We start from the raw sequence: 21,793 nt of genomic DNA, 5'->3' as shown, positions 1-21,793 counted from the left end.
ACGACAAGCGACGACCACCGCCTGCGGCGGTCGACGAGTTAAACGAAAGCCGCGGTTGTCGGTCCCACTCCGCAACCGCGAGCTGCTTTGAAGAGGTTCTACCGTGGCATTGACCGTCCTAGGCCTGTCTGGCGCCGTAAGCCATGACCCGTCCGCCGCCCTGTACATCGACGGCAAGCTGGTCGCGGCCGTCGAGGAAGAGCGCTTCGTGCGCGACAAGCACGCGAAGAACCGCATGCCCTACGAATCGGCGAAGTTCTGCCTGGAGCAGGCAGGGATCGAGCCGGCCGATGTCGACGTGGTGGCGATTCCCTTCGCTCCCATCAGCATCATGGAAAAGGCCCGCTGGCACTACGCCAAGCGCTACGCCTACGCGCCGGATCGCGCGCTGGATGCGATCCTGCTCGGCAACCGCCGCTACAAGCGTTACTACAAGCGCATCGAGTGGTGCCTGCAGCAACTCGGCTTCGACCTGAAGAAAATCAAGATCCAGCCGGTCGAGCACCACCTTGCCCATGCCTCCAGCGCCTACCATTGCTCGGGGTTCAAGGAAAAGACCGCGATCCTCGGCATCGACGGCAAGGGCGAGTACGCCACCACTTTCTTCGGCTGGGGCGAGAACGGTCGGATCCACAAGATCAAGGAGTTCTACGATCCGGATTCGCTGGGCGGCCTGTACGGCGCGATCACCGAGTACCTCGGCTTCGACATGCTCGACGGCGAGTTCAAGGTCATGGGCATGGCGCCCTACGGTGACGCCAGCAAGTACGATTTCTCCCGTCTCGCCAAGTTCGAGAACGGCGAACTGGTGATCAACACCGACTATGCCAACGTCATCGGCTTCCGCCGCTACAAGGAGAAAGGCAAGGGCTACTACTTCTCGCCCAAGCTGATCGAGTGGCTGGGGCCCAAGCGCGAAGGCGACATCGCCGACGATCCCTACATCCATTACGCCGCGAGCATCCAGGCGTTGTTCGAGAAGCTCGCGCTGGAGATGATGGACTACTACCTCGGCGATATCATCCGCGAGACCGGCAAGGTCGCTTTCGCCGGCGGCTGCGCGCTGAACGTCAAGCTCAACCAGAAGATCATCTCGCGCCCCGAAGTGAAGGAGCTGTTCGTCCAGCCGGCGGCCAGCGACGCCGGCACCGCGGTCGGCGCGGCGGCCTACGTGTCGCACCAGCGCGGCGTGCCGGTGGAGAAGATGGAGCACGTCTACCTCGGCCCGGAGTATTCCAACGAGGACGTCATCGCCGCCTGCGCCCGTCACGAGGCCAGGCCGCAGTGGCAGAAGATCGACAACCGCAGCCGGCGTATCGGCAGGATCCTTGCCGACGGCAACCCGGTGGCCTGGTTCCAGGGACGCATGGAGTTCGGTCCGCGTGCCCTCGGTGGCCGCTCCATTCTCGGCTGCCCGAGCGTGCCGGGCGTGGCCGACCGGATCAATGCGCAGATCAAGTTCCGCGAGCGCTGGCGGCCCTTCTGCCCGTCGATGCTGGATACCGTCGGCCCGCAGATGTTCAAGATCGACCACCCGGCCCCGTTCATGACCTTCACCTTCGAAGTCAACGAAGAGTGGAAGGAGCGAGTGCCGGAAGTGGTGCACGAAGACGGCACCTCCCGCGCCCAGGTGCTGAAGCGCGAGTACAACCCGCGCTACTACGACCTGATGAAGGAACTGGAGAACCTCACCGGCAACGGCGTGGCCCTGAACACTTCGCTCAATCGTCGTGGCGAACCGATGATCTGCTCGCCGACCGACGCCCTGAACATGTTCTTCGGCTCCGATCTGCAGTACCTGATCATGGAGGACATCCTGGTGGTGAAGGAGGGCGTGGACTGGTATGACTCGGTCGGCTGAACCTCGCGTCCTGCAGTTCTGTCACGGCTACGACGGGCCTTTCCTCGACTGTGCCCGTCAGTACGCCAGCCTGTTCGCCGGAACCCCGTACAAGGTCACCACGGTGTTCCTCACCGGGCGTTCCGATCCTGAGGTGGCGGCGCGTTGCGCCTCCGACGAGGTACTGTTCCTCGAGTACGGCTCCAGGGACATCCGTGGCCTCAAGCTGAAGGCGATCCGCGACTTGCGCGAGATCGCCCGTTCGCGCGACTTCCGCTTCTGCATCGCGCACCGCTTCAAGCCGATCTGGATCGCCAGCCTGGCCACTCGTCTGCCGATCGTTGGCGTGCACCACGCCTTCGGCGATTACCAGCGGTTGTCGCGCAAGGTCTTCGCCGGCCTGATGAGCAAGCGCCTGAGCCTGCTGGCGGTGTCCGACGCGGTGCGCGACGATATCCGCCGTTGCCTGCCGAAGTGGCCGGCGGAGCGGATCGAGACGCTCTACAACCGCATCGACGTCGCTGCGCTGCAGGCCGAGCAGGTCGAGCGCCTGAGTGCGCGCCGGCAACTGCGCCTGCCCGACGAGGCCTGGGTGGTCGGCAACGTTGGCCGCCTGCATCCGGACAAGGACCAGGCTACCCTGCTGCGCGGCTTCGCCGCCGCGCTGCCGCGCCTGCCACAGAACAGCCTGCTGGCGATCCTCGGCAGCGGCCGCCTGGAAGAGCAGCTCAAGGACCTGGCCTGCGAACTGGGCATCGGCGAGCGCGTGCTGTTCCTCGGCCAGGTCGAAGAGGCACGGCGCTACTTCAAGGCGTTCGACGCCTTCGCCCTGAGTTCCGACCACGAGCCGTTCGGCATGGTCCTGCTGGAGGCCATGGTCGCCGGCGTACCGCTGATCGCCACCGCCTGTGGCGGCGCCCGCGAAGTGGTGGAGGGGGTCGGCATCCTCTTCCCGCTGGGCGACGAGACGGCCCTGGCCGAGGGTCTGACCCACCTGGCAGCGCTCGACCGCCGCCAGCGCGAGGCCTGTGCGCGGCTCATGCTCGAGCGCCTGGAGACACGCTTCTCCGACGCCGCGGTGCGCCGCGAATTCTGGCGCCTGCCGACGATTGCCGGCTTCGCTTCGGAGTCTGCATGCTGAACAGGTTGCGCGCCTTCCGCGAACGCGGTTGGCGCGAAGTGGATGCGCTGACCTACGCCCAGGCCTGGCAGCGTTTCGGCGGCAGCGTCGCGACCCACCCGCTGGTGGTCGAGCAGCTCGCCGAAATGGCTGGAATCCCGGTGCGTTACCTGGGTTGGGAGAGCGCTGGCGAACTGGTTGCGGCGATCCCGACCTGGGGCCGCCACCTGGCGTTGTCCAAGGACGTGCTCAAGCGGCGCGGCAAGAAGGGCCTGTACGACCTGGGCAACGCCGAACTGATCCTGCCGGTGGCTGGCGATGCCCGCATCGCCCTCCGCCATGGGGGACGTTACCTGTCGGTGCTGCATGAGCGGAACATCGTCACGCTGCGCCCGCAGGCCGAGCAACTGGCTTTCGCTCGCGCCCCCGAGGATTTCTCCAAGAAGTTCCGCTACAACCAGCGGCGCGAAGTGCGCCTGGTGGAGGAGGCCGGTGGCCAGGTGCGCCAGGCAGACAGCTTCGCCCCGGCCGAGTTCGCCGCCATCTATCTCGAACTGTTCCAGCGTCGCTGGGGTTTCCCGGCCACCGGCGCGGAGCGCATGGCCGAGGTCTTCGAGCGGCTGCGCGAATTGCTGCGCGGCTCGGTCCTGCTGCTCAACGACCAGCCCATCGCGGTCCAGGTACTGTATCGCGCCGAAGCGCCGGGCTGGCTCAGCGTCGAGTACATCAACGGCGGCGTCGATCCGCAGACCCGCGAGTTCAGCCCTGGCAGCGTGCTCAGTTACCTGAACACCCAGGCCGCCTGGGAGGATGCGCGAGCGCTGGGCAAACCCCTGCGCTATTCGTTCGGTCGCGCCGACCGCGAATACAAGGATCGCTGGTGCCATCCTTCTCCGGTCTTCCAGGTCTGAAGCATGAGCGCACGCAAGCAGCAGTTGCTCAAGCGTCATCGACGCAACAAGCGGATCGGCCTACTGGTTGCGCTGCTGGCATTGCTGGCCGTCGGTCTGCTGGTCAGCCCCTGGTTGTTGCCGATCCTCCTCGTGGCCCTGTGGGTCGCCCACGAAGCCTGGTTCGCCGATCACCTGTTCTATTCGCCGGGCGAGGACTACCGCTACCGTTTCGCGGAAGGGGTCGAGTCGCTGCCGGTACGCCTGGCGGATGGCCGTCTGCGAGTCGACGGCGAGCTGCGCGAAGGCGATACGCTGGTGCTTGGCATCGGCGTGCGCGCTGGCTGGCTGGGGCGTTTCCTCGAACCCTCGGTACTGCTGGAAGGTGGCGCGGAGGCCGATGCCCAGGCTTTCGAACGTGGGGTGAACGGCTTGCGCTACCTGAACCTGACGGGACTGGCCGGGCCGCTGGGCGAGGGCCGGATTCGCCTGCGCGGCCGGCATTGCCGGTTGGTCGGCGAACCGACCCTGTGGCGTGCGCGCCATCCCGATTACCGTGAGCGGCGGGTGATGGTCATCGCTCCGCATGCCGACGACGCCGAGCTGGCCGCCTTCGGCCTCTACAGCCAGGCACGCGAGGCCTGGATCGTGACCCTGACCGCCGGCGAGATCGAAACCGAGCATTACCGCCGCATGGGCCTCGACGGAATAGCTGCGGCGCGCCTGAAGGGCCGCCTGCGCGCCTGGGATAGCCAGGCCGTGCCGGCGTGGGGTGGGGTGCCGGCCGAGCGCTGCGTGCAACTGGGTTATTTCTGCCTGCAATTGCCTGCCATGCAGGCGAACCCGGGCGAGGTGGTACCGTCCCGTGAGGCCGATCTCGCCGATATCCGTCCGTTCCGCCAGTTCAACCGCCTGCGCCTGGCCAGCGATGCCGACGGCCTGTCGACCTGGAACAATCTGCTGGCCGATCTCCGCGAGCTGATCCTGCTGGCACGTCCCGAGGTCATCGTCCTGCCTCATCCGCATTTCGATCCGCACCCGGACCATGTCCGCGCCCAGGAGGCCGTGCGCGAGGCGCTCCAGGGTCTGGACTGGCAGCCGCAGGCATTGTTGCACTATGCCAATCACCTGCACGACAACGATCGCTGGCCGATGGGCGATGCGCACATGGGGGTCAGCCTGCCGCCGTTGACCGAAGAGTGCTCGCCGTTGCTGCCATGGACGCTGGCGCTGGAGCGCACGCGCCAGGTGGACAAGGCCATGGCCTTGGGCATGATGCACGACCTGCAACCCAGGCCGCCGTTCAAGCGCCGTCTGCGCCGCCGTCTGCAGGGCTGGCTCGCCGGGCGTCGCTGGCCGGCATACGGCGAGGACGAGTTCATGCGCAAGGCGGTGCGTCGGCACGAGTTGTTCTGGGTGGAGTCGCTGGACGGGGAGGCATGATGCTTGGGTCGAGCGTTCGGCAAGGTTCGAGCCGCCATGCTGCTTCGGAGCAGCCGCGAGGATGAAGGTCTGATGAAAGTTCTGTTTCTGGTCCAGAAAGAGCAGCGAGCGATCCTGGATCGCCTGTACGACGGCATCGCCGCCCATTGCGAGTGCGATACCCGCTGGCTGAGCAGCGAGGAGCAGGCCGACCTGCGCGGCTACTTCCGCAAGCACGTGGATGTCTCGCGCTACGACCGCATCCTGTTCTTCCTCCGCTTCAAGAAGGAAATGCGCCAGGTCCGCTTCATTCGCAGCGTGCCCAACCTGGTGATCCTCGAGCACGATGCCTACCAGAACTACATTCCCTGCAAGTACACCGGCAAGTTCAGTGCCCATTACCGGCGCCTGCCCTGGGTTCGGGTGATCAGTTCGGGCCATACGGTCAGCGAACGCCTGCGCCAGGAGGGATTCGACGCGGTATTCGTGCCCAAGGGCTACGACCAGACCCTGTTGCATGACCTGGGCCTGGCGCGCGATATCGAGCTGGGCTTCGTCGGCAGTACCGGCAGCGTGGCCTACAGTGGACGCAAGGCGCTGCTCGACGAGTTGGGCGGAGTGGAGAACCTGCTGGTGACCAAGACCAAGTCCGGCGAGGAGTACCTGCGTACGCTCAACCGCATCCGTTTCTTCGTCAGCGCGGATGTCGGCATGGGCGAATACATGATCAAGAATTTCGAGGCGATGGCCTGCGGTTGCGTACTGCTGGCCTACGACCAGGGCGAGCGGGAAAACGAGGCCTTGGGTTTCCGGGACATGGAGAATATCGTGCTGTATCGCTCGGTGGCGGACATCCAGGAAAAGCTCGCGATCCTGCGCCTCGATACGGCCCTCGCCGAGCGGATCGCGCGAAGCGGCCAGGCGCTGGCCATCGAACGATTCAGCTTCGCCGCTGTCGGTCAGAGTATCGTCGAGGCCATGCGGCCCGCGTTGCGCGAGCCGGAGCGTCCCGGATGGCTGGAGAAGACCTGGCGACGTATTTTTACCTGAGAGTAGCAGCCGAAAAGAGCTGGGGCTTCAGGCGTGTTTGCTATTGTTCAGCTTGTTTTTCCGGGCTGGGGGGAGGTGTAGGACCGATGAAGATCGCAGGATCGCTCATGCATGTCTGGCGCTTTGAATGGGGACGTGAAGGACAGGTAAGGTTGTAGTTATGACGCTCGTCGATGATGGTTCGCAGCCATTGGTTTCCGTGATCATCGCTTCCTATAACCACGAAAAGTACATAGAAGCGAGCATCGCCAGCGTGGCTGCGCAGACGTACCGCAACGTGGAACTGCTGGTGGTGGACGATGGTTCCAGCGATGGCAGCGTCGAGCTTTTGCACGGGCTCCAGGCGAAGTACGGCTTCGACCTCAGGGTCCAGCAGAACCAGGGACTGTCGAAAACGCTCAACGAGGCGATCGCCAGGGCACGGGGAAATCTCATCGTGCCTTTCGGGTCGGACGACATCATGTTGCCGCAACGCCTGGAGAAACAGGTGGCACACATGTGGGACAAGCCCGAGGTAGGTATCTGCGCGGGCAATATCGAGATCATCGACTCCAATGGCCGGGTCATGCCGGGTAAGGAGCAGCGCAAACGCGACCTGCCTTTCCGCCGCCTCGACTTCGATGACCTGTTCCTGGACCGCAAGCCGGGCCCGATGGCGCCCACCCTGATGTTCCGGCGGGAAGCCCTGGAGAAGGTCGGCGGTTTCGATCCGGACATACGCCTGGAAGATGTCTACATCGAACTGGCGGTAACCAAGGCTGGCTACGTCATCGATATTCTTGGCGAGGTCCTCGCCCAGTACCGCAAGCATCCCACCAATACGTACAAGAACGCCCGTTTCATGGTGGACAACGTATTCAAGACGTACAGCCAGTTCAGCGATCACCCCGATTACGAGCAGGTGATCATGCGCTTCCGCAATTCGATGTTCCTCAAGTGCTCGAACCGGGACAAGGTGCTGGCCCGGGAGCTGCTCTCCGGCTTACCGCTGAAGTACTGGAACGAGAAGACCTTCCGCGGCATTGCGCGGCTGTTCTTCTCCTGACCGCTGATACCGCCGCGCTCAAGGCGCGGCGATATCTTCACCGCGCCTGCTGGCGGCGAACCTTTGCTGGATCCACAGCGCATACAGCAGCGCCATGGGAATCCAGATCAGGAACCAGTGTTCCTTGGGACGGGGCAGGAAGGCGTTGCCCTCCGTGAGTCCGGCTGCCAGGCCGAACACCAGCCAGGTCGAGGCTAGCAGAACGGCTGGAGACTTCCGGTTTTTCCAGGAGAAGGCGAAGGCCAGGGCGTAGATCGCCACCCACAGCAGGAGCCCGATGATCCCTCCAGCGAAAAGCACACCCAGTTCGATGTTGTGCGGGTCGGCGAGCAGCATGCCGTTGCTCAGGACGATTCGCATCGGATGATCGTAGCCGTGTCCGAGCCATGGATGCTCGCCGATCTGGCGTAGGGCGTCGGCCCAGATTTCCGGGCGAAACGATGCCCCTCTCTGGGTGATCACTTCCGGGTACAGGATGTAGCCCAGTAGCGCTCCAGCCAGAGCGAGTGCCAGGGCGATGAGGGCCTTTTTCCTGTCTCCGGCCAGGACCAGCCACATAAGGGCTGCTGTGAGCCCTACCAGGGGAGTACGCGAACCGGTCGCGATGAGAAGGCCACCGAGCAGCGCCAGGGAAATCAGTGGCAAGGGGGCCAGGATAGGGCGCGACTGCATCCAATAAGCCAGCCAGAATGCCGTGAAGGCGCCATAGACATGGGCACTCAGTAATGGGTTATAGAGAGCGCCATAACCGGTAAGGCGCAGCGGGTTGGCGTCCCAGTAGTATTGCAGCAAGGTGGCTGCCGCGGAGATCACCGCGCCAAGGGCTGCCAGCCAGGTCGCGGTCTTGAGGCGGAGGGGGGCCTCGAGCGCCAGGATGGCGGCGCAGAAGAACAGGAGAGCGATGTACAGGGGGCGCTTGAGCAGCGAGCCGGTGGAGTTCTCCGGGGCCGACCAGGACAGGCTCAGCATCATGTAGCTGCTGAAGGCGAGGAAGGCGATGAACAGCGGCGAGCCCGTTAGCGGGCGAAGCAGACGCGGTTGCAGTATCACGTACAGTAGCGTCGGTGCCGCCAGGAGGATATAGAAAAGGCGATGGTAGTCGGAGCGGTCGCCGACCCAGAACATTCCGGTGAGCAGGGCCAGCCAGCCCAGCGGCAGGATCCAGTGGCTGAGGATGCGGCTGGTATCGTGGCGGAGACGGGTCAGTCGGGTAGCTGCGAACATTCCTTGCTCAATCCAGTTGCAGTTGCTTGAGGAGCTGCTCGAGTGTCCAGTGGACCTGGCTGCTGCGGAGATAGGCCTTGAGCACCAGGTGCTCGCTGTCGTCGAGGAACCAGGTTCGATCCTGTTCGTAGCGCAGCAGGTGCTTGAAATTGCGAATGCGCTGGGCGGCGCTGAGCGCCGAGCGCTGGACCCGCAGGTCGGCGATGTCGATCAGGCCCATCCGGCCTTCCGGCGTGCGCACCACGTTGCCCAGGTGCAGCGAGCGGAAGTACACCCCCTTGGCGTGCAGCGCGGCGATCAGCTCGCCCAGTTGCGTCCGGACTGCGTCGCCGCACTCCGGGTCGTTGCGGTCGAGTTGGCGGAGGGTCTGCCCCGGTAGCGGCTCGTAGTGCACTGCGTCGCGCTGGATATGTGGGATCCGCAGTACGTCCAGCACCTTCGGGCAGACGATGCCGCGCCGCGCCAGTTCGCTGGCATTGCGGGCGAAGCGCTCCGCATAGGGGAACAGGGCTGCGGAGGAAATCAGGCGCTTGCGGCGAAACAGCTTGAGGAAGGACCCGTCGCGCAGACGCAGTACCTTGTCCCCATGACCATCGGCTTCCAGCACTTCTGCGTTGTCACGCAACTGCAAGTAGGAGGGGTAGTCTATGACTCGCATGCGAGCTCCTGAACGAACGGCCCGCCATCTTACCCCAACACGCCTTCCAGGCAGAGTGATGGAGGTCCTGTGCTACACTCCGGGACCTTTTCAGCATGTAAGAAACCATGAGCGATAGTCCTCAGAATCCCGGACCTTCCAGTCTCAAGATCTATTTCCGCCTGTTGGGCTACGTGAAGCCCTACATCGGAATGTTCCTACTCAGCATCGTCGGTTTCCTGATCTTCGCGTCGACCCAGCCGATGCTGGCGGGCATCCTCAAGTATTTCGTCGACGGCCTCTCCAATCCTGACGCGGCATTGTTTCCGAATGTGCAGTGGCCCTGGTTGCGCGACCTGCACCTGGTCTACGCGGTGCCGTTGCTGATCATCCTGATCGCTGCCTGGCAGGGGCTGGGCTCGTTCCTCGGCAACTTCTTCCTGGCCAAGGTTTCCCTGGGGCTGGTGCATGACCTGCGGGTCGCCCTGTTCAACAAGCTGCTGGTGCTGCCGAACCGCTATTTCGACACGCACAGCTCCGGCCACCTGATCTCGCGCATCACCTTCAACGTGACCATGGTTACCGGAGCGGCCACGGATGCCATCAAGGTGGTGATCCGTGAAGGCCTGACCGTGGTCTTCCTGTTCCTCTACCTGCTGTGGATGAACTGGAAGCTGACCCTGGTGATGCTGGCGATCCTGCCGGTCATCGCGGTGATGGTGACTACTGCCAGCCGCAAGTTCCGCAAGCAGAGCAAGAAGATCCAGGTGGCCATGGGCGACGTCACCCACGTCGCCTCGGAAACTATCCAGGGCTACCGGGTGGTGCGCAGCTTCGGCGGCGAAGCCTATGAAGAGAAGCGCTTCCACGACGCCAGCCAGAGCAATACCGACAAGCAGTTGCGGATGACCAAGACCGGCGCGGTCTACACGCCGATGCTGCAATTGGTGATCTACGTCGCCATGGCGATACTGATGTTCCTCGTGCTGTGGCTGCGCGGGGACGCCTCGGCCGGCGACCTGGTGGCCTATATCACCGCGGCGGGCCTTTTGCCCAAACCGATCCGCCAGCTTTCCGAGGTCAGTTCCACGATCCAGCGCGGCGTCGCCGGCGCCGAGAGCATCTTCGAGCAGCTCGACGAAGCGGCGGAGGAAGACCAGGGGAGCGTCGAGAAGGAGCGGGTCAGCGGGCGCCTGGAAGTGCGCAACCTGAGCTTCCGTTATCCCGGAACCGACAAGCAGGTGCTGGATGACATCAGTTTCGTCGCCGAACCCGGGCAGATGATCGCCCTGGTCGGCCGTTCCGGTAGCGGCAAGTCGACCCTAGCCAACCTGGTTCCGCGCTTTTATCAGCACAATGACGGCAAGATCATGCTTGATGGCGTTGAGGTCGAGGATTATCGCCTGCGTAACCTGCGCCGCCACATCGCCCTGGTGACCCAGCAGGTCACGCTGTTCAACGACAGCGTGGCCAACAACATCGCCTACGGCGACCTGGCTGGCGCGCCGCGCGAGGAAATCGAGCGGGCGGCGAAGGCTGCCAACGCCAAGGAATTCATCGACAACCTGCCGCAAGGCTTCGACACCGAGGTCGGCGAGAATGGCGTGCTGCTTTCCGGCGGCCAGCGCCAGCGTCTGGCGATCGCCCGGGCGCTGCTCAAGGACGCGCCCCTGCTGATCCTCGACGAGGCGACCTCGGCGCTGGACACCGAGTCGGAGCGGCATATCCAGGCGGCGCTGGACGAAGTGATGAAAGGGCGCACCACCCTGGTGATCGCCCACCGCCTGTCGACCATCGAGAAGGCCGACCTGATCCTGGTGATGGACCAGGGGCAGATCGTCGAGCGCGGCAGCCACGCCGAGCTGCTGGCGCAGAACGGCCACTATGCGCGGCTGCACGCGATGGGACTGGATGAGCAGGCGCCGGCGCCTGTCGGCTGATAAACTGGGCGTCTGCCCCGAGAGGTTGTTTGGAGTTCCCATGAAGTTGTCCATGCCCCGTTTCGACCAGGCCCCGGTGTTGGTGGTCGGTGATGTGATGCTTGACCGCTACTGGCATGGCGCGACTTCGCGCATTTCGCCGGAGGCCCCGGTGCCGGTGGTCCGCGTCGAACAGCACGAGGACCGCCCCGGCGGCGCCGCCAACGTCGCGCTGAACATCGCCGCGCTGGGCGCACAGGCCTTGCTGGTCGGCGTCACCGGCCGCGACGAGGCCGCCGACAGCCTGGCCAACAGCCTCAAGGCCGCTGGAGTGGACGCGCGCTTCCAGCGCATCGATAGCCAGCCGACCATCGTCAAGCTGCGGGTCATGAGTCGTCACCAGCAATTGCTGCGGGTCGACTTCGAGGAACCGTTCCGCACCGACGCGGCGGCCCTGGCCGTGGACGTCGAGTCGCTGCTGGCCAAGGTCAAGGTGCTGGTGCTGTCCGACTACGGCAAGGGCGCGCTACAGAACCACCAGGTGCTGATCCAGGCGGCGCGGGCGCGCAACATTCCGGTACTGGCCGATCCCAAGGGCAAGGACTTCGCCATCTATCGCGGCGCCAGCCTGATCACCCCGAACCTGTCCGAATTCGAGACCATCGTCGGCCGTTGCGCCGACGAAGCCGAACTGGTCGCCAAGGGCCAGGCGCTGATGAGCGAACTCGACCTCGGCGCCTTGCTGGTGACCCGCGGCGAGCATGGCATGACCCTGCTCCGCCATGGCCAGCCGGCCCTGCACCTGCCGGCGCGGGCGCGGGAAGTGTTCGACGTCACCGGTGCCGGCGATACGGTCATCTCCACCCTGGCCGCGGCGCTTGCCGCCGGCGAGGAGCTGCCGTCCGCGGTGGGCCTGGCCAACCTGGCCGCCGGCATCGTGGTCGGCAAGCTGGGTACCGCGGCGATCAGCGCGCCCGAACTGCGTCGCGCGGTGCAGCGCGAGCAGGGTTCCGAGCGTGGCGTGCTGGGCCTGGAGCAACTGCTGCTGGCAATCGAAGACGCCCGCGCCCACGGTGAGAAGATCGTCTTCACCAATGGCTGCTTCGACATCCTTCACGCCGGCCACGTGACCTACCTCGAACAGGCGCGCGCCCAGGGCGACCGCCTGATCGTCGGGGTCAACGACGACGCCTCGGTCACTCGCCTGAAGGGCGTTGGCCGGCCGATCAACTCGGTGGACCGGCGTATGGCGGTACTCGCCGGGCTCGGCGCGGTGGACTGGGTGGTGAGCTTCGCTGAAGACACTCCCGAGCGCCTGCTCGAGCAGGTGCGTCCGGACGTGCTGGTCAAGGGCGGCGATTACGGCGTCGAGCAGGTGGTCGGCGCGCAGATCGTCAAGGCCTACGGCGGCGAGGTACGGGTGCTCGGCTTGGTGGAGAACAGCTCCACCACCGCCATCGTCGAGAAGATCCGCCAGAAAGGCTGAGCCTTTCCCCGGCCGGTCGCCCCTGGCGGATGACTGGCTGGCCTGACAACTCCCTTCGGCGAGACGGTCATAGGCGCTGCCCATGCGGCGGCGCATGATCCGGGCATCCCATCCTGCGTGGAGCAAGATGCCCATGAGCACCGATGTACAGGGCCGTGCCCTGGCTGTACTGAACCGTGTCGCCCAGGCCGACTGGCCGGATCGCTTCAATCTTCGCAAACCCTTCGAGAAACTGCTCTACAGCGGCAGCCGTACCGGCTTCCGCCTGGCCAGCGAGCGTTCGGCGAAGCAGGCGAAGGGACCGCGCAAGGCCGATCCGGACGGGTTGTTCGACCTGTCGTTCTCCGACGACCAGCAGATGCTGGTGGACATGCTCGAAGGCTTCGCCCTGGAGGTGTTGCGTCCGCTGGCTCATGACGCGGATGCCGAGGCCAGCCTGCCGGCGGAACTGCTCAACCAGGCGCTGGAGCTGGGCCTGACCCACTATGGGGTCGGCGAGGTGCACGGCGGCATGGCCGGTGAGCGCACCACGGTGACCACTGCCCTTATCGCCGAGGCCCTGGCCAAGGGCGACCTGTCGCTGGCGGCGGCCCTGCTGGTGCCGTTGTCGGCGGCCAACTGCATCCGCCGCTGGGGCAGCCCCTCGCAGCAGGCGCAGTGGCTGCCGGCGTTCGTCAGCGAAGAGGGGGCGCCGCTCACCGCCATCGCGGTCAACGAGCCGAGTCTGCTGTTCGACCCGCAGAAACTGGCGACCCGCGCCCGGCGCAAGGGCAGTCACTACCTGCTTTTCGGAGAGAAATGCCTGGTCCTGCGCGGCCTGGAGGCCAGCCGCCTGATCGTCGCGGCGAAGACCGACGAGGGGCCTGCGCTGTTCCTGGTGGAAGCCTCCGCCAAGGGCGTCGAGCGACGTGCCGAGCCGGCGATGGGACTGAAGGCCGGCGGCACCGCCCGGTTGCGCCTGAAGAGCGTCAGGGTGCCGGCGGACAACCGCCTGGCCGCCGAGCATTTCGACTACCGGGCCTTCCTCGATCACGCGGCCCTGGCCTGGTGTGCCCTGGCGCTGGGCACCGGGCAGGCGGCGCTGGACTACGTGATCGCCTACTGCAACGAGCGCGAGGCCTTCGGCGAGCCGATCAGCCATCGCCAGGGGGTCGCCTTCATGGTCGCCGACATCGCCATCGAACTGGACGCCATGCGCCTGATGGTCTGGCGCGCCTGCGCCCTGGCCGAGCGCGGCCAGCCGTTCCAGCGCGAGGCTTACCTGGCGCGTCTGCTGTGCGCCGAGAAGGCGATGAAGATCGGCACCGACGCCGTGCAACTGCTCGGCGGCCACGGCTTCACCAAGGAGCATCCGGCCGAGCGCTGGTACCGCGACCTGCGCGCGGTAGCGCTGATGGCCGGCGGCCTGCACCTGTGAACCCGAGCGAGTGCGCGGTCCGCCGCGACGAGTGAACGAGGAATCGACATGTACCTGGAAACCCCGAAGAAATTCCGCAGCCTGTCCAACCAGGCGCATCAGGTCGCGGAAAACTATTTCCGGCCGATCTCGCGCAAGTACGACAAGGCCGAACACGCCTATCCGAAGGAGCTGGACCTGCTCGCGGCCTTGCTGGACGGCATGAACAGCGGCTCGCCCGAGGCTGTCGGCGCGACCTCGGCGAGCAAGCGCGCCGGCAAGCAGGTAGAGGAGGGCATCAAGAATGGCGGCAACCTGTCGGCATTGCTCGGCGTGATGGAACTGTGCTGGGGCGACGTCGGCCTGCTCCTGGCCATGCCGCGCCAGGGGCTGGGCAACGCGGCGATCGCCGCGGTGGCCAACGAGGAGCAGTTGCAGCGCTTCGGCGGCACCTGGGCGGCGATGGCGATCACCGAGCCGGGCTGCGGCTCGGACTCGGCGGCGATTCGCACCACCGCGACCCAGGATGGCGACCACTATGTACTGAACGGCGAGAAGATTTTCGTCACTTCCGGCGAGCGGGCCGATGCCGTGGTGGTCTGGGCCACCCTGAACCGCAACCTGGGGCGGGCGGCGATCAAGTCCTTCGTGGTCGAGAAGGGCACGCCGGGGATGACCGTGACGCGCCTGGAGAAGAAGCTCGGGATCAAGGCTTCGGATACCGCTTCGATCAGTTTCAATGATTGCCGGGTGCCGGCCGCGAACCTGCTGGGCAACGCCGAGGTCGACGTGCAGAAGGGTTTCGCCGGGGTCATGGAGACCTTCGACAATACCCGCCCGCTGGTGGCCGGCATGGCCGTCGGGGTGGCCAAGGCGGCGCTGGACCGGACCCGCGAATTGCTGAAGAAGGCTGGCTGCAAGTTCGACTACAGGAAACCGCTGCTCACCGTCAGCCACGCCGAGGCCACTCTCTATCGCCTGGAGGCGGAGTGGGAGGCAGCGCGCCTGTTGACCTTGAAGGCGGCATGGATGGCCGACAACAAGCTGCCCAACTCGAAGGAAGCGTCCATCGCCAAGGCCAAGGCTGGACGGGTGGCCAACGAGATCACCCTGAAGTGCGTGGAGCTGGCTGGCGCCCTCGGCTACGCCGAGGATGAGCTGTTGGAGAAGTGGGCGCGGGACTCGAAGATCCTCGACATCTTCGAGGGCACCCAGCAGATCCAGCTGCTCATCGTCGCTCGCCGCCTGCTCGGCAAGTCTTCCAGCCAGTTGAAGTAGAAAGGGCGGCAAAGCCCGCCCGGTTCAGGCGCTGGCGCGGTCGCGCCCACCGCCGGCCTGGTCGCCGTTGCTGGATGGCCACAGTGCCAGCCAGTCGCGGAAACGGATGCGTTCCTCATGCACCAGCCAGCCGTCCTGTACGGCAAAGCTCTCGGCCAACCACAGGCCGCGGGTGGCCGCAGGGCGCAACTGGCCCTTGCGCAGGGTGAACAGGTCGCCGGTGGGGCGCCCCTGGTCCAGCGGCAGCAGGTAGAGATCGGGGCGCCGACGGTCCAGGCGCGCCACCAGCGGACCGCTCTCGAGCCGCTCGTCGACATGGTAGAGGCTCGGCTCGCGCGCATCGCGCGGCAGCTCCAGGCGCATGTCGTAGACCAGTTGCAGCGAGGCCGTGGGCAGGTGTACGTAGGCGCGTGGGCGCTCCAGCAAGCGCAGGCTGCCGGCTTGCACCGGACGGGCGGCGCCGGACAGCGGGGTGAGGACGAAGTGGCTGTTCTCCCGGTAGCGCAGCGAACCCTGGTAGGGCGTCGGCAGCCAGGTGTCGCCGAAGCGCCCGCCGAGCCAGCCGCCGGCGGTCTCCACCAGGCATTCCTCGGCGACTTCCTGGATCGCCGTGAGCAGCGGCAGGTTCAGTTCGTGGGCCGGTACGTAGCCGGAGATCAGCTTGAGCACGGTATCGCCGCGGTCCAGCCGGCGCTGACGGACCAGCACCCAGTAGTCGCGGCCCTGCCAGTTCAGGGTCAAGCGCACCGAGACCCCCAGGTTGGCCAGCTCGGCGACGAAGCGCTGCGGGTCGGCTACCTCCATGCGGCGGCGGCGGACGAGCATCTGCTGGAAGTTCAGCGGCAGGCCGAGGGCCTGGTAGACCAGCCCGTCCGGGGAGGCCTCCACCAGCAGCGGCAGGGTCTTGAAGGCGGACGGATCCTTGCGGGCGAGCATACGGGGCATACGGGGCTCCTTGTCGGGTCATCGCGCCGGGGCGGGACGGAGGCTCACGTTCGATGCACCGGCCACCGGAGGCGAGGGCGGCAGGCAGGATACGGCTCGTTCGGGAGGAACATGGCAGCGGAATGCACCGCGGGTGTCAACCCGCGGATGTTGCAGCCGATGTATGGTTCAGGCCTTTTTCAGGGCTTGCGCGGCCATCGCGACATTATGGGCCAGGTGCAGCGGATTGATGGTGCCGACGATGGCGGCGGCGACGCCCGGCTGGTCGAAGACCAGTTCGAAGCTGGCGCGCACCGGGTCCTGTCCGGCGCCCAGGCAGGCATGCCCGCTGGCCAGCGCCTTCTTCACCAGGATGCCCTTGGCATGGGCCGCGGCGTACTCGATGACCGGGCGCTCGGCGCGCTCGTTCAGGTTGTAGGTGACCATCGCGCAATCGCCCTCGCGCAGGGCGCGCAGGCCACCTTCGACGGTCTTGCCGGAGAGTCCGTAGGCGCCGATCAGGCCCTCGCGCTTGAGCGCGGCGAGAGTCGGGTAGACCTCGCTGTTCTCGAGGATATCCAGGTCGTTGCCATCGGAATGCACCAGCACCAGCTCGATCCGCTCGGTCTCCAGGCGCTTCAGGCTGCGTTCGACGGAGCGCCGGGTATGCGTGGCGGAGAAGTCGAAGACTGACTGGCCGTCGACGAACTCTTCGCCGACCTTGCTGACGATCACCCAATGCTCGCGCTGGCCGCGCAGCAGCGGGCCGAGGCGTTCCTCGCTGCGGCCGTAGGCCGGGGCGGTGTCGATCAGGTTGATGCCGAGGTCGCGGGCCAGGGCCAGCAGGTCGGCGGCTTCGCGGTCGTCGGGGATGGTGAAGCCGGAAGGGTACTTCACTCCCTGGTCGCGGCCGAACTTGACGGTGCCCAGGCCCAGGGGCGAAACGGCCAGGCCGGTGTCGCCCAGCGGGCGGTGCAGGTCGTGGAGGGTATCCCTGATCATGCGAAGGCTACCTCCCAGGCCGGTTCGGCGAGCGGCGGACGCGGCAGTTGCGGCAGCGCGGCATGTTCGCTGGGGCGGATGCCGTCTTCTTCCAGGCGGGCGCAGACCCGGTCGGCGAAGTCAGGGGCCAGCGCCAGCTTGGTCGGCCAGCCGACCAGCAGGCGTCCCTGTTCGGCGAGGAAGGCGTTGTCCGGGCGCAACAGGTTGGACTGTGCCGGCTCGGCGCGATCCACCCGCAAGGTGGCCCACTGCGCCTGGCCGAGGTCGATCCAGGGCAGCAGCTTTGCCAGTTCGCGGCGTGCTTCGGCGATCTGCGCGGCTTCGTCGCGGGCCACGCCATCGGCTTCGGCGATGTCGCCGCCGAGGTACCAGACCGACTGGCCGTCGCGGGTCGGATGGGTGGTCACGGTGATCCGTGGCTTCGGCCCGGCCCCCAGGCAGTGGGCGTACAGCGGTTTCAGGGTCGCCGCCTTGACCATCACCATGTGCAGCGGCCGCCGCTGCATGGCCGGTTGTTCCAGGCCCAGTTCGCGGAGCAGCGCCTCGTTGCCGGCACCGGCGCTGAGCACCACGCGCTGTGCACGGATCTCCCGGCCGTCGACGCACAGGCCGGCCAGTTCCCGGCCTTCGCGCAGCGGTTCGATGCGCTCGCCGGCGAGCAGGCTGTCGCCGGCCAGTTCCGCCAGGCGGCGAATCAGGTCGGGGACGTCGAAGACGATTTCCGTGAGGCGGTAGGCCTTGCCCTTGAACCCCTTGTCGCGCAGCGCCGGAGGCAAATCCTCGCCCTTGGCCTGCTCGACCCGGCTGCGCACCGCCTTGCTGGCGAAGAAGCTGGTAAGGCTGCCGGCCAGGCCGCCCGGCGACCACAGGTAGTGCGCCTCGGAAAGCAGGCGTACGCCCCGCAGGTCGAGTTCGCCGTCGCTGCCGAGACAGGCGCGCCAGCGCCGCGGCATGTCGGCGATGGCTTCGGAGGCGCCGGTCAGGGCGCCATGCAGGGCGTACTTGGCGCCGCCGTGGATGATCCCCTGCGACTTCACGCTCTGTCCGCCGCCGAGGCTGGCGCTTTCCACCAGCACGGTGGCGTAGCCGGCCCGGCGCAAGCGGGCGTTCAGCCAGAGGCCGGCGATACCGCCGCCAACGATGAGGATGTCGGTGGAAAGGGCTTGGGGCATGGGGCTGCCTTATCGGGAACGGAAAGGGCGCAGTATACAACCTGCGCCCGCGACGGTCGTTCAGTGCCCCGAAGCGCGGGAGAACAACTGGATCACCAGCACGCCGGCGATGATCAGGCCGATACCGAGGAGGGCTGCGGGGTCCAGGCGCTGGCCGTAGACGAACATCGCCACCAGGCTGACCAGGACGATGCCGAGCCCGGACCAGATGGCGTAGACCACGCCGACCGGCAGGGTGCGCATGACCAGCACGAGCATGCTGAAGGCGAGCACGTAGCCGCCCACCACCAGCAGCAGCGGCAGTGGCTTGCTGAATCCGGCGACGGCTTTCAGCGAGGTGGTGGCGACCACTTCGGCGGCGATGGCGATGGCGAGGTAGAGATAATTGGTCATGGCGGCGTCCTCCGGAAACTGCGGCCATTCTAGGGAGCCGGCGGATGGGATAAAGTCGTTACCTATCTGTATTGGAGATAGGTTATGCAGTGGAACCTGGAGCAGATCCGCCTGTTCGTCAGCGTCGCCGAGCGCCAGTCGTTCTCTGCCGCCGCCCGCGAACTGAAGCGGGTGCAATCGGCGGTGAGCAACGGCATCGCGCTGCTGGAGGCGGACCTCGGCGTCACCCTGTTCGAACGCAGCAGCGGACGCCAGCCGCGCCTGACCGACGAGGGCCGGGTGCTGCTGGCGGAGGCGCGCGAGGTGCTGCGCCAGTGCGAGCGCCTGCAGGGGCGCGCGCTGGGCCTGGCGCGCGGCGAGGAGCCGCGGCTGCGCCTGGCCCAGGACGAGGCGATGCCTTACCAGCCGGTGCTGGACAGCCTGGAAGCGCTGGCGCAGCGCTTTCCCAGTCTGGAGGTGCAGGTGTCCAGCGGCGGCCAGGGCGACGTGACCCGTCGTTTGCTCGAGGAGCAGGCTGACCTCGGCCTGCTGTTCCACCATGAGCGCATGCCTGAGTCGCTGGAGCGGCGGCGCCTCGGCAGCGTCGAGATGGTCACGGTGTGCGGCGCCGGCCACCCGCTGGCCGGGCTGCAACGGGTCAGTCGCCGCGAGCTGGCACAGCACCGGCAACTTTTGATCGTGCCCCAGCAGAGCGGCTATCCGGGCGGCGAGCAGATCAGCCCGCAGGTGTGGCGGCTGGACAGCTTCTATTCCATGGCCGAGTTGCTGATGCGCAACCTCGGCTGGGCCTGGCTGCCGCGGCACGTGGTGCAGTACCCCACCTACGATCGGCTGATGGTGGAGCTGACCAGCGACTGGACGCCGCCGTCGCTGGTGGTCGAACTGGTCTGGCGGCGCAACGAGGTGCTCGGCCCGGCGGCGGCCTGGCTCGGCGAAACCTTCACCCGCCACCTGCGCGCCATCGGCTGAGCCGGTCGGCGGGAGTTTTGCTAAGCTGCGCGCCCATGAACCGTACCCTCTATACCCTGCTGTTCCACCTCGGCTTGCCGCTGGTGGCGTTGCGCCTGTGGTGGCGCGCGCGCCAGGCGCCGGCCTATGCCAAGCGCATCGGCGAGCGTTTTTCCCTGTCCTTGCCCGAGGTGCCGCCCGGCGGCATCTGGGTGCACGCCGTCTCGGTGGGCGAGAGCATCGCCGCCGCGCCGATGGTGCGGGCGCTGCTGGAGCGCCATCCGCAGCTGCCGGTCACCGTCACCTGCATGACCCCGACCGGCTCGGAGCGCATCCGCGCATTGTTCGGCGAGCAGGTCCGGCACTGCTATCTGCCCTACGACCTGCCCTGGGCGGCGGCGCGCTTCCTCGACCGGGTGCGGCCGCGCCTGGCGGTGATCATGGAAACCGAGCTGTGGCCCAACCATATCCATGCCTGTGCCGCGCGCGGGATCCCGGTGGCGCTGGCCAATGCGCGCCTGTCCGAGCGCTCGGCGCGTGGCTACGCGCGCTTCGCTGGGCTGACCCGGCCGATGCTCGCCGAGCTGTCCTGGATCGCCGTGCAGACCGAGGCCGAGGCCGAGCGCTTCCGTCGTCTCGGCGCGCGTCCTGAGTGCGTCAGCGTGACCGGCTCGATCAAGTTCGACCTGCGCATCGACCCGCAGCTGCCGCTGGCCGCTGCCGCCCTGCGCGAGGAATGGGACGCGACGGCGCGACCGCTGTGGATCGCCGCCAGCACCCATGCCGGCGAGGACGAGATCGTCCTGGCAGCCCACCGGCGCCTGCTGGAAACGCGTCCCGACGCGTTGCTGATCCTGGTGCCGCGCCATCCGGAACGCTTCGCCGGCGTCCACGAGCTATGCCGCCGCGAAGGCTTCGCCACGGTCCGGCGCTCCGGCGGCGAGCCGGTGGCACGCGCGACCCAGGTGCTGCTCGGCGATACCATGGGCGAGCTGCTGTTCCTCTATGCCCTGGCCGACATCGCTTTCGTCGGCGGCAGCCTGGTGCCCAACGGCGGGCACAACCTGCTGGAGCCGGCGGCCCTGGGCAAGCCGGTGTTCGCCGGTCCGCACCTGTTCAACTTCCTCGACATCGCCGCGCAATTGCGCGACGCCGGGGCGCTGCTCGAGGTGACGGATGCCGGCGAGCTGTGCGACGGCCTCACGCGCCTGTGGGCGCAGCCGGAGGTCGCGACGGCCATGGCCACTGCCGGAGAGAAGGTGCTGCGCAACAACCAGGGCGCCCTGGAGCGGCTGCTGGCGGGGTTGGCGCGGTTGCTCGAGCGCGGCGGGTAGCGCCCGCCCCGTCGGCCCTCCCCTGGCCCTGCATCGCGACAGGGCGTTTCAGAACGTCGGCGGGGTGATCACCCAGAGCACCAGGGTATCGCTGTCGCCTGGGTTGCCGTAGCGATGCGGTTCCTGGCTGGAGTAGCTGAAGCTGTCGCCCTCGCGGAGCTGGAAATGGCGGTCGCCGACCCAGAGTTCGAAGATTCCGCTGAGGATGTAGCCGGCTTCCTCGCCCTCATGGCTGTAGCTCTGCTGGCTGTAGGTGCCCGGCGGGAAACGCGAGTGGAGGATCTCCAACTGGCGGCTGGGCTGCGGGGTGAGCAGTTCGTCGATGATGCCGTCTTCGTAATGCACGCTCATGCGCGTGTTGCGCCGCACCACGTAGCCGGCGTCCGCCGGGTCCACCGCGGCCTCGCTGGCGAAGAACCACTGGATGGTCACGCCGAGGCTGCGGGCGATGTTGAACAGCGCCGGAATCGACGGATATGCCAGGTTGCGTTCCAGTTGGCTGATGTAGCCGGCGGTGAGTTCGCTCTGTGCGGCCAGCTCGGCCAGGGTCAGGCCGCGGCGCTTGCGCAGGCCGCGGATGCGGGTGCCGAGGAAGTGCGTTTCGCTGCGCGGCGTGTCGGTGGCGTCCGGCGGTGACGGGCGGGGCATGCGGCGGGGTCCTGGCTGCGTTTGCGGCATTCTAGGGGCTGGGCCGGGACCCGTCGAGGGAGCCG

General features: G+C 66.7%; 19 protein-coding genes. 12 read left to right on the top strand and 7 right to left on the bottom strand.

The window, feature by feature from the left end:
• Positions 1-103: 103 nt before the first annotated feature.
• From LT948_RS08570 to wapR, 6 genes are all read left to right on the top strand, one after another.
• On the top strand, positions 104-1,861 hold the full coding sequence (locus LT948_RS08570; protein ID WP_003095766.1) for a carbamoyltransferase family protein: 1,758 nt from the start codon (positions 104-106) through the stop codon (positions 1,859-1,861).
• Entirely contained in the window at positions 1,845-2,981 is a 1,137-nt protein-coding gene (locus LT948_RS08565; RefSeq protein ID WP_003109898.1) for a glycosyltransferase, read from the top strand. Before LT948_RS08570 ends, LT948_RS08565 begins: the two co-directional genes overlap by 17 nt.
• Positions 2,975-3,871 (top strand): antimicrobial resistance protein Mig-14, encoded by an 897-nt coding sequence (locus tag LT948_RS08560; RefSeq protein WP_023092698.1) that lies wholly within the window; start codon positions 2,975-2,977, stop codon positions 3,869-3,871. The genes LT948_RS08565 and LT948_RS08560 overlap by 7 nt, the downstream gene beginning before the upstream one ends.
• 3 nt (positions 3,872-3,874) lie before the next feature.
• Positions 3,875-5,293, top strand: coding sequence for a PIG-L deacetylase family protein (locus LT948_RS08555; protein ID WP_023092697.1), 1,419 nt, complete (start codon positions 3,875-3,877; stop codon positions 5,291-5,293).
• A 72-nt stretch (positions 5,294-5,365) separates the two neighbouring features.
• Positions 5,366-6,322: a glycosyltransferase family protein gene (locus LT948_RS08550; protein WP_023092696.1), complete on the top strand. Its 957-nt coding sequence runs from the start codon at positions 5,366-5,368 to the stop codon at positions 6,320-6,322.
• Positions 6,323-6,482: 160 nt separating this feature from the next.
• Positions 6,483-7,367, top strand: a complete 885-nt coding sequence (gene wapR / locus LT948_RS08545; RefSeq protein ID WP_003141745.1) for an alpha-1,3-rhamnosyltransferase — start codon at positions 6,483-6,485, stop codon at positions 7,365-7,367.
• Positions 7,368-7,385: 18 nt separating this feature from the next.
• Here the strand turns inward: wapR and waaL are convergent, their stop codons facing one another.
• Together waaL and LT948_RS08535 are read right to left on the bottom strand one after the other, a co-directional pair.
• Positions 7,386-8,591 (bottom strand): O-antigen ligase WaaL, encoded by a 1,206-nt coding sequence (gene waaL, locus LT948_RS08540; protein ID WP_023092695.1) that lies wholly within the window; start codon positions 8,589-8,591, stop codon positions 7,386-7,388.
• A 7-nt stretch (positions 8,592-8,598) separates the two neighbouring features.
• The gene (locus tag LT948_RS08535; protein ID WP_003114545.1) at positions 8,599-9,249 is read right to left on the bottom strand and encodes a hypothetical protein; all 651 of its coding nucleotides are present in this window, start codon (positions 9,247-9,249) and stop codon (positions 8,599-8,601) included.
• Between the two features lie 107 nt (positions 9,250-9,356).
• Between LT948_RS08535 and msbA the strand changes: the two genes are divergently transcribed.
• From msbA to LT948_RS08515, 4 genes are all read left to right on the top strand, one after another.
• Positions 9,357-11,168 carry a lipid A export permease/ATP-binding protein MsbA gene (msbA, locus tag LT948_RS08530; RefSeq protein WP_023092694.1) on the top strand — a complete coding sequence of 604 codons (1,812 nt, stop codon included), beginning with the start codon at positions 9,357-9,359 and terminating at the stop codon, positions 11,166-11,168.
• A gap of 40 nt (positions 11,169-11,208) precedes the next feature.
• Positions 11,209-12,633, top strand: a complete 1,425-nt coding sequence (gene hldE / locus LT948_RS08525) for a bifunctional D-glycero-beta-D-manno-heptose-7-phosphate kinase/D-glycero-beta-D-manno-heptose 1-phosphate adenylyltransferase HldE (RefSeq protein ID WP_003095747.1) — start codon at positions 11,209-11,211, stop codon at positions 12,631-12,633.
• Positions 12,634-12,760: 127 nt separating this feature from the next.
• On the top strand, positions 12,761-14,050 hold the full coding sequence (locus LT948_RS08520) for an acyl-CoA dehydrogenase family protein (protein ID WP_031277280.1): 1,290 nt from the start codon (positions 12,761-12,763) through the stop codon (positions 14,048-14,050).
• A 48-nt stretch (positions 14,051-14,098) separates the two neighbouring features.
• Positions 14,099-15,307, top strand: coding sequence for an acyl-CoA dehydrogenase family protein (locus LT948_RS08515; RefSeq protein ID WP_023092692.1), 1,209 nt, complete (start codon positions 14,099-14,101; stop codon positions 15,305-15,307).
• Between the two features lie 24 nt (positions 15,308-15,331).
• On the opposite strand, the gene LT948_RS08510 is transcribed toward LT948_RS08515, so the two are convergent.
• From LT948_RS08510 to LT948_RS08495, 4 genes are all read right to left on the bottom strand, one after another.
• Positions 15,332-16,252, bottom strand: a complete 921-nt coding sequence (locus LT948_RS08510; protein WP_003114542.1) for a hypothetical protein — start codon at positions 16,250-16,252, stop codon at positions 15,332-15,334.
• A 168-nt stretch (positions 16,253-16,420) separates the two neighbouring features.
• Positions 16,421-17,233 carry an aldo/keto reductase gene (locus LT948_RS08505; RefSeq protein ID WP_003095738.1) on the bottom strand — a complete coding sequence of 271 codons (813 nt, stop codon included), beginning with the start codon at positions 17,231-17,233 and terminating at the stop codon, positions 16,421-16,423.
• Positions 17,230-18,405: an NAD(P)/FAD-dependent oxidoreductase gene (locus tag LT948_RS08500; protein WP_003109889.1), complete on the bottom strand. Its 1,176-nt coding sequence runs from the start codon at positions 18,403-18,405 to the stop codon at positions 17,230-17,232. The genes LT948_RS08505 and LT948_RS08500 overlap by 4 nt, the downstream gene beginning before the upstream one ends.
• Positions 18,406-18,465: 60 nt before the next feature.
• Entirely contained in the window at positions 18,466-18,798 is a 333-nt protein-coding gene (locus LT948_RS08495; RefSeq protein ID WP_003095735.1) for a DMT family transporter, read from the bottom strand.
• A gap of 84 nt (positions 18,799-18,882) precedes the next feature.
• On the opposite strand from LT948_RS08495, the gene LT948_RS08490 reads away from it, so the two are divergent.
• Positions 18,883-19,767, top strand: a complete 885-nt coding sequence (locus LT948_RS08490; RefSeq protein WP_003109888.1) for a LysR family transcriptional regulator — start codon at positions 18,883-18,885, stop codon at positions 19,765-19,767.
• A 35-nt stretch (positions 19,768-19,802) separates the two neighbouring features.
• On the top strand, positions 19,803-21,080 hold the full coding sequence (gene waaA, locus LT948_RS08485) for a lipid IV(A) 3-deoxy-D-manno-octulosonic acid transferase (protein WP_015503758.1): 1,278 nt from the start codon (positions 19,803-19,805) through the stop codon (positions 21,078-21,080).
• 48 nt (positions 21,081-21,128) lie between these two features.
• Here waaA and LT948_RS08480 read toward each other — a convergent pair whose 3' ends face one another.
• Positions 21,129-21,728: a helix-turn-helix domain-containing protein gene (locus tag LT948_RS08480; RefSeq protein ID WP_003095727.1), complete on the bottom strand. Its 600-nt coding sequence runs from the start codon at positions 21,726-21,728 to the stop codon at positions 21,129-21,131.
• Positions 21,729-21,793: the final 65 nt, after the last annotated feature.

The organism is Pseudomonas sp. CP-1 (genome assembly GCF_021213715.1).
Taxonomy (GTDB): Bacteria; Pseudomonadota; Gammaproteobacteria; order Pseudomonadales; family Pseudomonadaceae; genus Pseudomonas; species Pseudomonas aeruginosa.
Note: the sequence above shows the minus strand (reverse complement) of the source record. Positions and strands in the feature narration are given on the sequence as shown.

Bases quoted from the DNA above. Each gene is read 5' to 3' on its own strand.
- waaL (WP_023092695.1), bottom strand. From the start codon at position 8,591: ATGTTCGCAGCTACCCGACTGACCCGTCTCCGCCACGATACCAGCCGC.
- waaA (WP_015503758.1), top strand. From the start codon at position 19,803: ATGAACCGTACCCTCTATACCCTGCTGTTCCACCTCGGCTTGCCGCTG.
- msbA (WP_023092694.1), top strand. From the start codon at position 9,357: ATGAGCGATAGTCCTCAGAATCCCGGACCTTCCAGTCTCAAGATCTAT.
- LT948_RS08535 (WP_003114545.1), bottom strand. From the start codon at position 9,249: ATGCGAGTCATAGACTACCCCTCCTACTTGCAGTTGCGTGACAACGCA.
- LT948_RS08480 (WP_003095727.1), bottom strand. From the start codon at position 21,728: ATGCCCCGCCCGTCACCGCCGGACGCCACCGACACGCCGCGCAGCGAA.
- hldE (WP_003095747.1), top strand. From the start codon at position 11,209: ATGAAGTTGTCCATGCCCCGTTTCGACCAGGCCCCGGTGTTGGTGGTC.
- LT948_RS08490 (WP_003109888.1), top strand. From the start codon at position 18,883: ATGCAGTGGAACCTGGAGCAGATCCGCCTGTTCGTCAGCGTCGCCGAG.
- LT948_RS08515 (WP_023092692.1), top strand. From the start codon at position 14,099: ATGTACCTGGAAACCCCGAAGAAATTCCGCAGCCTGTCCAACCAGGCG.
- LT948_RS08550 (WP_023092696.1), top strand. From the start codon at position 5,366: ATGAAAGTTCTGTTTCTGGTCCAGAAAGAGCAGCGAGCGATCCTGGAT.
- LT948_RS08505 (WP_003095738.1), bottom strand. From the start codon at position 17,233: ATGATCAGGGATACCCTCCACGACCTGCACCGCCCGCTGGGCGACACC.
- LT948_RS08555 (WP_023092697.1), top strand. From the start codon at position 3,875: ATGAGCGCACGCAAGCAGCAGTTGCTCAAGCGTCATCGACGCAACAAG.
- LT948_RS08560 (WP_023092698.1), top strand. From the start codon at position 2,975: ATGCTGAACAGGTTGCGCGCCTTCCGCGAACGCGGTTGGCGCGAAGTG.
- LT948_RS08510 (WP_003114542.1), bottom strand. From the start codon at position 16,252: ATGCCCCGTATGCTCGCCCGCAAGGATCCGTCCGCCTTCAAGACCCTG.
- LT948_RS08520 (WP_031277280.1), top strand. From the start codon at position 12,761: ATGCCCATGAGCACCGATGTACAGGGCCGTGCCCTGGCTGTACTGAAC.
- LT948_RS08565 (WP_003109898.1), top strand. From the start codon at position 1,845: ATGACTCGGTCGGCTGAACCTCGCGTCCTGCAGTTCTGTCACGGCTAC.
- wapR (WP_003141745.1), top strand. From the start codon at position 6,483: ATGACGCTCGTCGATGATGGTTCGCAGCCATTGGTTTCCGTGATCATC.
- LT948_RS08500 (WP_003109889.1), bottom strand. From the start codon at position 18,405: ATGCCCCAAGCCCTTTCCACCGACATCCTCATCGTTGGCGGCGGTATC.
- LT948_RS08495 (WP_003095735.1), bottom strand. From the start codon at position 18,798: ATGACCAATTATCTCTACCTCGCCATCGCCATCGCCGCCGAAGTGGTC.